Origin of the sequence: Pseudomonas benzopyrenica (assembly GCF_036884265.1) — a bacterium.
Taxonomy (GTDB): Bacteria; Pseudomonadota; Gammaproteobacteria; order Pseudomonadales; family Pseudomonadaceae; genus Chryseomonas; species Chryseomonas benzopyrenica.
Map to the genome: position 1 here is coordinate 3,072,640 of NZ_CP145723.1, position 13,275 is coordinate 3,085,914.

Below are 13,275 nucleotides of genomic sequence, written 5' to 3' on the forward strand. Positions count from 1 at the left end.
TGAACGAAATGCGTCTGGCGCGGATCAATAAGGGAAGCATGCCGCTTGGCATGACCTCTCCCGTTTCCCAACACGAGGTGCATTCATGAATACCGATCAGATCATAGGCAATGCCAAGGACGCTACCGGCAAGGTCCAGGACAGCTTCGGCGCCGCGACCGGCAATGCCGACTGGCAAGCCGAGGGCAAGGCCCGTCAACTGGAAGGCAAGCTGCAGGAGCAATATGGCCAGGCCATCGACTGCGCACGCAACGTGACCGCCGACAAACCCTTCACTGCCCTGGCCATCGCCGGCGGTGTCGGTTTCGTTCTGGGCGTACTGCTGTCGCGCTCCTGATCGGAGACGCGGGGCTGGCCGATGCGCCAGCCCCAAAACGAAAAGGCCTGCTCAGACAGGCCCTTTTTTTTGGGACTCGCTCAGGATTCCAGGGCAACGAGGTGCTTGCGCACCGTGTCCACGATATCGCCGATGTTGAAGGGCTTCTGGAACACGGCATCGAACAGCTCAGCGCTTTCCTGGGCCAGGTGCGCCTGGGCACCGCTCATCAGGATGATGGGCAGGTGTTGCAGGCCCTGGCGTTCGCGCAGGGCCTCCGCCAATTCGCGGCCATTCATCACCGGCATCATGAAGTCGGTGATGACCAGCGACGGTAGTTCTCGATCGAAGACATCAAGCGCTCGGCGGCCGTTGCTCGCCTTGACCACCATGTAGCCTTCGTCTTCAAGAGCGAAGGCCAGGATGTCCGCTATCAGAAATTCGTCATCGACTACCAGTATCGTCGTCATGTGGAGACTCTCCCAGCCGACGCGATCATGGTTGTATTGAGGGCATGGCTGAACCGGAAAGCACCTTCACCATGTCTTTGAACGCCTTTTTCAGTTCGATTCCCGAGTTGTCTATCACCATCTCGCGTAGCGAGGGGTCATAAAGGCTATCCCGCACCTTGAGGATGGACAGAACTCTTTTGATCTCCGCCTCGGCCTCGACGAATCGCAGCAAAATCAGATTGTCCACCATGCTGGAAAGTTCGGGAGCCGGCGCTGCTATATCCGCGCCAAACATGTCCCGTAGTTCCCAGGTAGCTAGAACTGTGACGCCCTGGGTACGCAGCTCGTTCAGTAATGCACTGAAGTATTCGATGAGCCGCCCCTGGGGCAAGGCGAAGCGGGCAATGGCGCCCAGACTGTCGATCACCAGCCGTTTAATGCCGTGCTGCTGGACCAGCGCCAGCAGCTTCAGACCCACTTCATCAAGGCGCAACTCGGTCGTGGGCTGCCAGTGCATGTGCAGCGCGCCCTGATCGATACGGCCGGCCAGATCGAGCCCTAGGGCGCCGGCCTTGAGCTGCAGCCGCTCCGGCGGTTCATAGAAGCTGAACATCAGACCGGGGGCCTCGGACGTGCAGGCGGCCAGGAAATTCAGCGAGATGGACGTCTTGCCGACACCCGAAGGCCCCATGAGCAAGGTGGTCGAGCTTTCCGGTAGCCCGTTCTCGATCATCGCATCCAGCGAAGCCACGCCGCTGGTTACGCGCTGGTGCCCAAAGCGGTAGGTCGCGCCCACCGAGGGATCGCGATAGAGAGTTTCCAACCGTGGAAACACGGTGATGCCGGCATCGGAGATGGTGAATTCGTGGAAGCCCGGCAACGCGCCGCTACCGCGAGTCTTGCGCAGTGCCAGACGGCGGATGGTGCGACTGCCGATCTCTTCCTCGTGCAGATCCAGCACGCCATCGACCATGGTGTGCTCCGGGCTACCGTCTTCGAGACGCGCGCTGGTGAGAAAGATCACCGTGCAACCGGCAAAGGCCGCATGCCCCTGCAACTCGGCGATGAACTTCTTGGTGTCAATGGGCGTTTCCGCACGCGACCGAGCGTTCAGCAGACCATCCACCACCAGCAGACTGGCCTTTTGCCGGCTGATTTCCCGCCGCAGGAGACGCACGACCTCATCCAGCCCCTCGCCTTCCATGGTATCGAAGGCGCTCAGGTACTGGACCTGATCCCCGATGCAGGAGCGGTCGAAGAAATCCAGCGTGGAAAAGAACTGGAACATCCGCTCATGGGTTTCCGACAGCATGGTTGCGAACAGCACCCGGCCACCGCCGCGCACATGGTTGAAGGCGATCTGATTGGCCATGATCGATTTGCCGGAGCCCGGACGGCCCTGGATGACATAGGACGCGCCTGCAACCAGGCCTCCCTTCAAGATCTCATCCAGCCCCTGGATACCGGTTACGACGCGCTCGAGTCGATTCAAGAACGATGCCTCAAACTAATGATGTGTCTGGGACGCCTAACTAGGCGCCCGGTGCTTCGCAGGCAAGAGCCTATAAGGGTGCTACCGAAATAGCCAGCTAGAGGGCTTGGTCTCAGCCGCGTTTGCGAATCAGTCCTTCCTGGGCCACCGAGGCCACCAGCTGCCCCGCGCGGTTGTAGATGCTGCCACGGCACAAACCGCGAGCCCCGCCGGCCCAGGGACTGTCGATGGCGTAGAGCAACCAGTCGTCCAGGCGGAAATCGCGGTGGAACCAGACCGCATGGTCGAGGCTGGCGATCTGCAGCGAGCGATCCCAGAAACTGGTGCCGTGGGGCAGCAGCGAGCTGGGCAGCAGGTTGAAATCCGAGGCATAGGCCAGCAGATAGCGATGCAGCGCCGGCTGGTCCGGCAGATCGCCGGTGGCGCGGAACCAGACGTGGCGAACCGGCTCGGTGGGCTCCGGCTTGAAGGGGTCGGTAAAGACCACCGGGCGCATCTCGATCGGCCGCGGCCCGAGCAGCTTGTCGCGCAAGGGCGCAGGAATCAGCTCGGCGTACTTCTGCGCGTGGGCGATCTCCGATTGCAGCGTCTCGGGCGCGGGCACGTCCGGCATGGTGGTCTGGTGCTCGAAGCCCGGCTCTTCGATATGGAAGGAAGCGCTGCAGAAAAAGATCGGCTGTTCACCCTGGAAGGCAGTGACCCGGCGGGTGGAAAAGCTACCCCCGTCGCGGATGCGATCCACCTGGTAGGTCACCGCCTCCACGGCCGAACCGGCGCGCAGGAAATAGCCATGCAGGGAGTGCACCTGGCGCGCCTCGGGCACGGTCTGGCTGGCCGCTGACAGCGCCTGCCCCAGCACCTGCCCACCAAAGAGCTGGGGAAAGCCGAGATCCTGGCTGCCGCCGCGATACAGATCGGGGGCCAGGGATTCGAGGGTCAGCAGTTCGACCAGGTTGTCCAGCACCTTGCTCATGGGAAGGGTTCCTTGACAGAGAGCGATCATCATACGCAAACCGGTCAAATCCTGTACGTTCGCCGTCCTTCCAGACACATTACTCATCGTATGACGATAACTGGTGGAGCTTGTGGCCCCATAAGCGGTCACAATGAGGGTACCGCTGTCCGCTCGCAGGCTTCCTCCCCATGACCGAAACCGCCAACGCCTCGTCTCCCCATCCGTCCGCGGCCAAGATCGCGGAGCTGGGCAAGGGTCTCGGGCACGACGACATCTTCTTTGCCGCCGTGAAAAAGACCCGGATGCCGATGATCGTGACGGATCCGCACCAGCCGGATAATCCGATCATCTTCGCCAACGAGTCCTTCCTGCGCACCACGGGCTACGCGCTGGACGAGGTCATGGGCCGTAACTGCCGCTTCCTGCAGGGGCCGGACACGCGCCCGGAACACATCGCTGAAATCCGCAGCGCGCTACGCGAGCAACGGGATTGCGACATTGAATTGCTGAACTACCGCAAGGATGGTTCGACCTTCTGGAATGCGCTGTTCATCTCCCCGGTGCTCGATCCCCAGGGCCAGCTGCTCTACTACTTCGCCTCGCAGCTGGACGTCTCCCGCCGCCGCGACGCCGAGGACGCCCTGCGGCAGGCGCAGAAGATGGAAGCCCTCGGCCAGCTCACCGGGGGCATCGCCCACGACTTCAACAACCTGCTGCAGGTGATGGTCGGCTACCTGGACATCCTGAGGATCAATCTGGATCGTCCGGAACTGGACAAGGACAAGGCCAAGCGCCATGTCGACAACACCCGCGATGCGGTGAATCGGGCAGCCACCCTGACCCAGCAGCTGCTGGCCTTTGCCCGCAAGCAGCGCCTGACCGGGCGCGCGGTGGACCTGAACAAACTCATCGAGGCCCGTCAGGGGCGCCTGTCCCAGGCGCTGGGCGGGCCCTTCCGCTTCATCTTCCGGCCGGCACCGGCCTTGTGGAATTGCCGGCTCGATCCGATCCAGCTGGAGACGGCGCTGCTCAATATCGTCGATAACGCCCGCCTGGCCATGCAGGAGCGAGGTACCGGCACCCTGACCCTGGAGACCCTCAACGTCGAGGTCAATGGCCAGGATCTGGCCCACGGCGGCCTGGCCCAGGGGCACTATGTCTGCATCGCCCTGACCGACACCGGCTGCGGCATGTCCACCGACGTACTCGGTCGGGCCCTGGATCCTTTCTTCACTACCCGTGACGAAGGTCAGGGCAGCGGCTTGGGCCTGTCCATGGTCTATGGCTTTCTCAAGCAGTCGGGCGGCCTGGTGAGGCTCTATTCGGAAGTCGGCATAGGCACCTCGGTGCGTCTCTACTTCCCGGTCTCCGAAGAGGAGGCGCGCGACCATCCGGCGCCCCTGCCAACCCCCCACGAGGACGGCGGCGGTTCCGAGACCATCCTGGTGGTGGACGATCGCCCGGACGTGGCGGCCCTGGCCCAAGCCATTCTGGAAGAGACCGGCTACCAGGTGCTGGTCGCCCACAATGGCCAGCAGGCGCTGGACATCCTCGCCCGCGAACCCGCCATCGACCTACTGTTTAGCGACCTGATCATGCCCGGCGGCATGAATGGCGTGATGTTGGCCAAGGAGGCGCAGCGGCGCCAACCCGAGCTGCGCATCCTGCTCACCACGGGCTATGCCAACAACGCCTTGGAACTGGAGGAAGGCAATGGCGAGCGCTTCCCCATTCTCAACAAGCCCTATGGCCGCCAGGATTTGACCCGCTGGATCCGCCGCATGTTGGATAGCGCCCAGCCATGAAGGACGAAGCCCTGGAGCGCGAGCCCGCCAGCTGCGACACCGGGCAGGATGGCCCGGTGGACCTCCAGAGCTTTCTGGCCTGTCTGGAGCGGGTTGGCAACAGCCCCAGCCAGGTCTCGGTGCAGCACCTGATCGATGCCATCGGCAGTCGCTCCTTTGGTCCCATGATCCTCTTGCCAGGGATACTGGCGATCTCGCCGCTGACCGGCATTCCCGGCATCGCTACCGCCATCGCCGTCTTCGTCATGCTGGTGAGCGGCCAGTTGCTGATGGGGCGTGACCACTTCTGGCTGCCGCGCTGGGTGCTGCAGCGCTCGGTCTCGCGCGGCAAATTGCGCAAGTCGCTGCGCCTGCTGCAGCGGCCGGCGCGCTGGGTGGACAAGGTGGTCAAGTCGCGCCTGCGGGTACTCACCTCGCGGCCCGCGCACTTCGTCACCGCCCTGCTCTGCATTCTCATCGCCGCGACCATGCCGGTGCTGGATCTGGTGCCCTTCGCCAACACCACGGCGGGCCTGGCGCTGACCTCTTTCGCCCTGTCGCTGATCGCCCGCGACGGTCTGCTGTTCCTCCTGGCGCTGGGTTTCTGCACCGGTATCCTCTGGTTCATCCTGGAGCTCCTGGTGTTTTGAGCGCCCGCCTGCCGCTGGTCTACCACGAGGACTACAGTCCGCCCTTCCCTGCCGGCCATCGCTTTCCGATGGAAAAATTCCGCCTGCTGCACGAGCACCTCAGCGCCAGTGGCGTCCTGGGCGCCGACAACTGGCAGCGCCCCGATCTCTGTCCGGACGAGTTGCTGGCGCTGGCCCATGCGCCGGACTACATCCGCGCCTTCCAGGCCGGTGAACTGGCACCGCCGCTGCAGCGCCAGCTGGGCCTGCCCTGGAGCGAAGCCCTGGTGCGCCGGACCATCCGCGCGGTGGGCGGCTCCTTGCTCACCCTGGAGCTGGCGCTGCGCCATGGTCTGGCCTGTCACCTCGCCGGAGGGACCCACCACGCCCACCATGACTATCCGGCCGGCTTCTGCATCTTCAACGACCTGGCGATCCTGGCGCTGTCGCTGCTGGAAAGCGGTCGCGCCGGGCGGGTGCTGATCCTGGATTGCGATGTGCACCAGGGCGACGGCACGGCGCGCATCCTCGCCGAGGTCCCTGACGCCATCACCGTCTCCCTGCACTGCGCCACCAACTATCCAGCGCGCAAGGCGCAAAGCGACTGGGACATCCCCTTGCCCCGCGGTCTGGACGACGCCGGCTACCTGCGGGTGCTCGACGACGCCCTGGGCTATCTGCTACCCCTCTATCAGCCCGACGTGGTGCTCTACGATGCCGGAGTGGACGTCCATCGCGATGACGCACTGGGCTATCTGGACCTTACCGATGCCGGTCTCGCCGCCCGCGACGGCTTGGTCTTGCGGCGTTGCCTGGCGGCGGATATACCGGTCGTAGGGGTGATCGGTGGCGGCTATTCGGCCGATCGCCTGGCGCTGGCCCGCCGGCACGGCATCCTCCATCACACCGCGACCCAGGTCTGGCAGGAGCTGGGTCTGAACTGAACGGGAGCTTCAATGAGCAAGACCGCCAAGACCTCCGAATCCAGCCAGGCGCGCCTGGCGGTGCTGATCGATGCGGACAACGCACCGGCCGCCATCGTCGACGGCCTCATGGCCGAGATCGCCCGCTTCGGCGTGGCCAGCGTCAAGCGCATCTATGGCGACTGGACCCAGCCGCAACTGAACAGCTGGAAGAAGGTGCTGCTCGACCACTCCATCCAGCCGGTGCAGCAATTCGGCTACACCAAGGGCAAGAACGCCACCGACAGCGCTCTGATCATCGACGCCATGGACCTGCTCTACACCCGCCGCTTCGACGGCTTCTGCCTGGTCTCCAGCGACAGCGACTTCACCCGCCTGGCGGCGCGGCTGCGCGAGGAAGGCCTGACGGTCTACGGCTTCGGCGAGGAGAAGACGCCGGATCCCTTCGTCTCGGCCTGCGACAGATTCATCTACACCGAGATCCTCAGGTCGAAGCCACGCGAAGAGGCTCGCGAAACCACCAGCGCCACCGACAAGCCCGCGACCACCAACCGTGGCAAGCCCAAGTTGAACACCATTCTCAAGCTCATCGAACAGGCCGTGGAAGACGCCTCCGACGAAGGCGGCTGGGCCAACCTGGGCATGGTCGGGGCCAACCTGGGCAAGGTGCGTCCGGACTTCGATGCCCGCCTCTATGGGCATCGCAAATTCAGTGGCCTGGTGAAGGCCCATGGCGACAGGTTCGAGGTGCAGGAACGCGATCCTGCTGATGGCAGCGCGGGTAAGGCCGTGTACATCCGCAACCGCTGACACCGCTGCGCCTGCCCGGCTCTGGCCCGGGCAATAGCGGCGAAAAGTCGCGAACTGTCGCTATCAGATCGCCATACCATCGGTCCGACCTCGCGGAACCGCTCGGCTTGCGGCGGCCTCCACCCTAGGTGCTTACCGCCCTACGGAGACCGCCATGCGAGCCTTGACCTACCACGGTGCCCACGATGTCCGCGTCGATACCGTTCCCGATCCGACCATCCAGGACGCCGACGACATCGTCCTGCGGGTGACCGCCACGGCCATCTGCGGCTCGGACCTGCACCTCTACCGCGGCAAGATCCCCACCGTCGAGCACGGGGATATCTTCGGCCACGAATTCATGGGCGTCGTCGAAGAGACCGGCCCAGCGGTCACCGCCGTACAGAAGGGCGACCGGGTGGTGATTCCCTTCGTCATCGCCTGCGGCAGCTGCTTCTTCTGCAACCAGGATCTCTACGCGGCCTGTGAGACCACCAACACCGGCCGCGGCGCCATCCTCAACAAGAAGCAGATCCCGCCGGGCGCGGCCTTGTTCGGCTTCAGCCATCTCTACGGTGGCGTACCGGGCGGCCAAGCCGAATACGTGCGCGTACCCAAGGCCAATACCGGCCCCTTCAAGGTGCCCGGCACCCTGGCTGACGAAAAGGTGCTGTTCCTTTCCGACATCCTGCCCACCGCCTGGCAGGCCGTGCTCAACACCGGCATCGGCCAGGGTTCGAGCATCGCCATTTATGGCGCCGGACCGGTTGGCCTGCTGTCGGCCGCCTGCGCGCGGATGCTGGGTGCCGAGCGTATCTTCATGGTCGATCACCACCCCTATCGCCTGGCCTATGCCCAGCAGACCTATGGCGTCATCCCGATCAACTTCGACGAGGACGACGATCCGGCGGCCACCATCATCGAGCAGACGCCCGGCAAGCGGGGCGTGGATGGAGTCGTGGATGCCGTGGGCTTCGAGGCCAAGGGCAGCACCACCGAGACCATCCTCGCCAACCTCAAGCTGGAAGGCAGCAGCGGCAAGGCTCTGCGCCAGTGCATCGCGGCCGTGCGGCGCGGTGGCACCGTGAGCGTGCCCGGGGTCTATGCCGGTTTCATCCACGGCTTCCTGTTCGGTGATGCCTTCGACAAGGGCCTGACCTTCAAGATGGGCCAAACCCACGTGCAGCGCTATCTGCCGGAACTGCTGGAACACATCGAGCGTGGCGACCTGGCGCCGGAGGCCATCATCACCCACCGGATGTCCCTGGAGCAGGCGGTCGAAGGCTACAAGATCTTCGACAAGAAGCAGGAGGACTGCCGCAAGGTCATCCTGACGCCGGGGCGCACCGAACCGCTGATTCCCGAGCGGCTGGAAGAACCCCTGGCGGCGCCCCTGGGTCAGGCTGGCGTGGTCTAAGAACCTAGCACCTCGCGTACAATGGCGGTTTTCCATAGCTCCTGGATGCCGCCATGTCTCTCTCCCCCGCCGCCCCTGCCGTCGCTGTCATCGGGGGCGGCCCCGCCGGGCTGATGGCGGCCGAGACCCTGGCCGCCGCCGGCATCCCGGTGGATCTCTTCGATGCCATGCCTTCCGTGGGTCGCAAGTTCCTACTGGCCGGCGTGGGCGGCATGAACATCACCCATGCCGAAGAGCAGGCCACCTTCCGCCAGCGCTATCGCGAGCGCGAGGGCGACGTCAGCTCCTGGCTCGATGCCTTCGACAGCGATGCCCTGCGCGCCTGGATTCATGAGCTGGGCATAGAGACCTTTGTCGGCACCTCGGGACGAGTGTTTCCCGCCGACATGAAGGCCGCGCCGCTACTGCGTGCCTGGCTGCATCGCCTACGCGACCAAGGCGTGCGCATCCACACCCGCAGTCGTTGGTTGGGCTGGGACGCCGAGGGTCGGCTGCGGCTGGCGACTCCGGACGGCGAGCGACTCCTGCAGTCCCAGGCCTGTGTATTGTCGTTGGGCGGCGGCAGTTGGCCGCGCCTGGGTTCGGATGGCGCCTGGCAGGCCTTGCTGGCCGAACGTGGCGTCACACTGCGACCGCTGGAACCGGCCAACTGCGGCTTCGAGGTCACTGGCTGGAGCGACTTTCTCAAGACCCGCCATGTCGGCGCGCCGATCAAGCCGGCCGCTCTCGCCCTGCCCGGCCAACCGCCGCGCCAGGGCGAATTCGTCCTTACCGACACTGGGATCGAGGGGAGCCTGGTCTATGCGCTCTCCGCTGAGATCCGCACGGCCATCGAACGCGATGGCCAGGCGATCCTGAGCCTGGATCTGGCGCCCCAGCGCGACCTGGCCGAACTGGGGCGCGCCCTGGCCAAGTCGCGCGGCAGCCAGTCCCTCGCCAATCACCTGCGGCGCCACGCCGGGATCGACGGCGCCCGCGCCGCCCTGCTCCGAGAACTGGCGCCACCCGAGGCCTTTCAGGACATGGCCCGGCTGGCCCAGGCCTGCAAGGCCGTGCCGCTCACCGTGGTCCGGCCGCGCCCCCTGGCGGAAGCCATCAGCAGCGCCGGCGGCGTGCCTCTGGAGGCGTTGGACGATGGCCTGATGCTCCGGCAATTGCCTGGCGTCTTCTGCGCGGGTGAGATGCTCGACTGGGAAGCTCCCACCGGCGGCTATTTGCTCACCGCCTGCTTCGCCAGCGGGCGTGCGGCGGGCCAGGGCGTGCTGCGCTGGCTGGCCGCTGGCGGCAGATCGGCCTGAGCAGTCCCGGCGCGATGCCGCTCTACCGCTCGCGGCCGGCCCCGGTGATGCCAGACAGCGACCGGGCGCGGTAGCATAGGCAGCGACCACGGCGATCATCATGGATCCATGCCCCTTTCCCAGGCGTTGTCGGAATTCAGGCGGTTGTTGCGCGATCTGGCGGGAGATCTCCGCCAGTTCGGCCGCGACCGTCGCCGCCTGGTCGACGAACTGGAAACCCTGACCTCGGTCTTGCTGGCGATCCTGCTCGGCCATTTGGCCGGGGTTCAGCATGTCGGTTGGGCGGCTTTCAGCGGCTATATCGTGATGAGGTCAGATGTCCGCGACAGCTGCGCACGCGGCTGCCTGCGAGTGCTGGGTACCTGTATCGGCGCCGCAGGTGCCCTGCTCGTCTTGCGCCACCTGCAGCTGAACCCCTACGAGCAGGCTGGACTGCTGGGCACCGTGGGCAGCATCACCCTCTATCTGACCCTGGTGGGCCGCTATGGCTACGCCTGGTTGCTGGGCGGCCTCACCTACGCCATGGTGGTCCTGGCGAGCCTCCAGGCGCCCGATCAGCTTGAGCAATACGCCCTGTCGCGCCTGTTGGAGGTGGCGCTCGGCACCTCGGCTTGCGTACTGGTGAGCGCGCTTTCCACCTACGGCGTCCGTGCCCGCCTATGGCCCAGGGTACCGACCACGGTAGCCTCAGCGCCGCGAACCCTGGGTGTTTGGCAACCCTTGGCATTGCGCCATGCGCTGCAGGGGGGTCTAGCCCTGGCCCTGCTGGCGTTGGGCGCGACGGGGAAGATCGAGGTGGATATCAGCCAGGCCGCCATCACCATCCTGGCGGTCATGGTCGTTCCCTTCAACGGCCTGAGCAGCGCCGGCAAGGCAGTCTCCAGAAGGCTGCTGCATCGAATGCTCGGTTGCCTGCTCGGCGGCGGCCTGGCGGCCATTCTGCTGCTGGTCAGCCAGGAAAGTCTCTGGCTGACGCTGGCGGGCGTCGCGCTCGGCGTACTGATCGGCAGACACCTCGAGAACGGCCCGCTCGGTATCGGCTATCTCGGCATGCAGTTCGCGCTGGCGTTTCTGGTGGTGATGGTGCCTGACCACTATGACCATATCGACCCGGTGGCAGGCATGGCGCGGCTGGGCGGTATCCTGCTGGGTTTTTTGGTGCTGGAGCCGGTGTACTGGATCTCGACCTGGCTGATCAGGCGCCTGTCCCCCTCGAGAACCTAGCAAGCGGCCGCGCTGACCTCAGGCCGGGCGTTCGACGAACTCGGTGGCCGGCGAGCCATCGGCATTGTGCTGGCGAATCACCGCTGGGCGCCCTTCCTCATCAAGCAGGACCTGGCCGATGCCGGCACCGTTCCATAGACGCTCGCCGGCCTCGCGGCGATCCGGCAGCCGCGGCTGCAGCTCCCAGCGGCGGCGCTTGGTGAAGCCGTTGAGCGGCGACCAGGGCGCATAGAGCCAGCGATTGAGTCGATCCAGGGTCGCCAGCAGGCGCGGGGGAAATTCGTTCTTGATGCCGCTGCTGGTGATCTGCCAGAGCCGCGGCTCGCCGCGCTTGTCGCGGATGCGGATGTCGTAGACGAAGGAATAGTGCACGTCGCCGGAGAGCACCACGTAATTGCCCGGGGTGCGCCGGTGGCGAAAGATGTTGAGCATGGTCTTGGCCGCGCCGGGGTGGGCCATCCAGTTCTCGGCATCCACCATCAGCGGCTGGCCGAACCAGGTGAAGATGCGCTGCACCGCCTCGATCAGCTTGACGCCGAACATGGGCGCGGCCGAAACGATCACCGCCGACGGATGATCCAGCAGGTCCTGCTGCAACTCGCAAAGGGCCTCCCAGTCCATCAGGCCCGACGGGTGCTCCAGGCGGCGTTCGCTGCGCCAACGGCGCGTACGGGTGTCCAGCACGATCAGCGGCGGGCTGGTCTTGAGCACATAGTGCCAACCCTGGAACCGCAGCAGATCGTCGATGCACTGATTTTGCGCCGCACAGTCCAGCTTGCCGTCGTCTCCCGCGGTGGCCAACAGGCAGGCGGTGGCGGCCAACGGCTCGGCGACCGATTCCGGCGCGTTGCCCCAGGCCTGGCAGAGCAGATAGGCCAGCAGGGCATTGCCGAGGATGCGCCGGGAGAAGGGATGCCCATAGGCCGTCTCCTCCCAGCGGGCGGATAGATTCCAGTCGTCGGTGACGTCATGGTCGTCGAAGATCATCAACGTGGGTACCCAGGCCAGGGCCCGCGCAGCCTGGGGCAGGGTCGCCACGAAGCCTTCGATGCAGCGCGACTCGGCGGCGTAACGCTCACGGTCCTTATCGTCGAGCGCCGGTGGCACGACCTCGATCAGGCTCCAGGGCGTGGGGGACCAGCAGAGCAGATAGAGCGCCAGCACCTCGCTCAGGGTCACCAGGTGATTGTGGGCATTGGTGGAGGTGAAGATCGGCTTTTCCACCCCGCCAAAGAATTTCTCGCGCAGCGCCCGATTGGACTTGAAGGCCGGCAGCAGGTCTTCGCGGTGATAGAGGTTGGCGGCATGGGCCATCAGCGCGTCGCTGTCCGCCACCACCGCGCCTTCGAGAAACTCGCCATGGAGTCCGAGGCGACGGATCAGCGCCTGCACCGCCAGCAGCATGGGCCCCGCGACGTCGTCGGCATAGACCTGATCACCGGTAAGCAACAGGGCCGCGGGCCGCTCCTCGGGGGTCGCACTGGCCTGCAGCAGGCGATCCACCGCGATCAGGCCATCGGCCGAGGCATGATGGGGCTTGCGACAGGAGCCATGGAGCAGATGATCGAAGCGTGCGCGCAGCACCAGGCATGGCAGGTCCCCGTCGGCCGAGAGCAGGTGTGGGGCCCAATCGCGGATGCCGCCCGCGGTCAGCTGCAGGTCGTAGTGGATGAAGGTATCGGTCGGCAACTCGACCTTAGGCCTGACCTCCAGCAGCTGCAGGTAGGCTTGTGCGCCCAGGCGCAGGCACTGGACCTCGCTCTGAGCCTCCCACTCGGCTTCACCCTGCCAGAGTCGCGGCACAGGCGCCTCGGCGGTGGTGGTCACCAGCCAGAGCAGCAACCGCGAAGACTCGACCCGGCGCAACAGCGGACCGGCCAGTACCGGGGGCAAGGTAGAGGTATCGCTCATGGGCTCTCCTGTAGACGCAGAACTGACCACTATGCCGCGTCGGGATTCAGCCCGCAGCCGCCGCCTGGCTACAAAGTTTGAGCGC

General features: G+C 65.3%; 12 protein-coding genes. 8 read left to right on the top strand and 4 right to left on the bottom strand.

From position 1 onward, the window contains the following. Positions 1 to 85 precede the first annotated feature (85 nt). On the top strand, positions 86 to 337 hold the full coding sequence (locus V6W80_RS14455) for a CsbD family protein (protein WP_017642209.1): 252 nt from the start codon (positions 86 to 88) through the stop codon (positions 335 to 337). A gap of 80 nt (positions 338 to 417) precedes the next feature. On the opposite strand, the gene V6W80_RS14460 is transcribed toward V6W80_RS14455, so the two are convergent. The 3 genes from V6W80_RS14460 to tesB form a co-directional block, all read right to left on the bottom strand. Beyond that, positions 418 to 786, bottom strand: a complete 369-nt coding sequence (locus V6W80_RS14460; protein ID WP_017642208.1) for a response regulator — start codon at positions 784 to 786, stop codon at positions 418 to 420. A 25-nt stretch (positions 787 to 811) separates the two neighbouring features. Next, positions 812 to 2,260, bottom strand: a complete 1,449-nt coding sequence (locus V6W80_RS14465; RefSeq protein WP_338544617.1) for an ATPase domain-containing protein — start codon at positions 2,258 to 2,260, stop codon at positions 812 to 814. Between the two features lie 112 nt (positions 2,261 to 2,372). Continuing rightward, complete coding sequence (gene tesB, locus V6W80_RS14470; protein ID WP_017642206.1) at positions 2,373 to 3,233, bottom strand: acyl-CoA thioesterase II; 861 nt, start codon at positions 3,231 to 3,233, stop codon at positions 2,373 to 2,375. A 170-nt stretch (positions 3,234 to 3,403) separates the two neighbouring features. Here tesB and V6W80_RS14475 point away from each other — a divergent pair, with 170 nt between their 5' ends. The 7 genes from V6W80_RS14475 (at position 3,404) to V6W80_RS14505 (ending at position 11,279) form a co-directional block, all read left to right on the top strand. Further along, a complete protein-coding gene (locus V6W80_RS14475) occupies positions 3,404 to 5,020 on the top strand; it encodes a histidine kinase famiy protein (protein WP_093252545.1) in 1,617 nt (538 codons plus the stop codon). Then, complete coding sequence (locus V6W80_RS14480) at positions 5,017 to 5,649, top strand: exopolysaccharide biosynthesis protein (RefSeq protein ID WP_338544618.1); 633 nt, start codon at positions 5,017 to 5,019, stop codon at positions 5,647 to 5,649. Before V6W80_RS14475 ends, V6W80_RS14480 begins: the two co-directional genes overlap by 4 nt. Continuing rightward, positions 5,646 to 6,572 (top strand): histone deacetylase, encoded by a 927-nt coding sequence (locus tag V6W80_RS14485; protein WP_184286948.1) that lies wholly within the window; start codon positions 5,646 to 5,648, stop codon positions 6,570 to 6,572. The genes V6W80_RS14480 and V6W80_RS14485 overlap by 4 nt, the downstream gene beginning before the upstream one ends. Positions 6,573 to 6,584: 12 nt before the next feature. Beyond that, the gene (locus V6W80_RS14490) at positions 6,585 to 7,361 is read left to right on the top strand and encodes an NYN domain-containing protein (protein ID WP_017642202.1); all 777 of its coding nucleotides are present in this window, start codon (positions 6,585 to 6,587) and stop codon (positions 7,359 to 7,361) included. A 154-nt stretch (positions 7,362 to 7,515) separates the two neighbouring features. After that, entirely contained in the window at positions 7,516 to 8,757 is a 1,242-nt protein-coding gene (locus tag V6W80_RS14495) for a zinc-dependent alcohol dehydrogenase (RefSeq protein ID WP_160924524.1), read from the top strand. Between the two features lie 53 nt (positions 8,758 to 8,810). After that, positions 8,811 to 10,055: an NAD(P)/FAD-dependent oxidoreductase gene (locus V6W80_RS14500; protein WP_338544619.1), complete on the top strand. Its 1,245-nt coding sequence runs from the start codon at positions 8,811 to 8,813 to the stop codon at positions 10,053 to 10,055. Between the two features lie 108 nt (positions 10,056 to 10,163). Beyond that, positions 10,164 to 11,279: an FUSC family protein gene (locus V6W80_RS14505; protein WP_338544620.1), complete on the top strand. Its 1,116-nt coding sequence runs from the start codon at positions 10,164 to 10,166 to the stop codon at positions 11,277 to 11,279. 18 nt (positions 11,280 to 11,297) lie between these two features. Here the strand turns inward: V6W80_RS14505 and V6W80_RS14510 are convergent, their stop codons facing one another. Continuing rightward, positions 11,298 to 13,190, bottom strand: coding sequence for an alkaline phosphatase family protein (locus tag V6W80_RS14510; protein WP_338544621.1), 1,893 nt, complete (start codon positions 13,188 to 13,190; stop codon positions 11,298 to 11,300). Between the last annotated feature and the right edge of the window lie 85 nt (positions 13,191 to 13,275).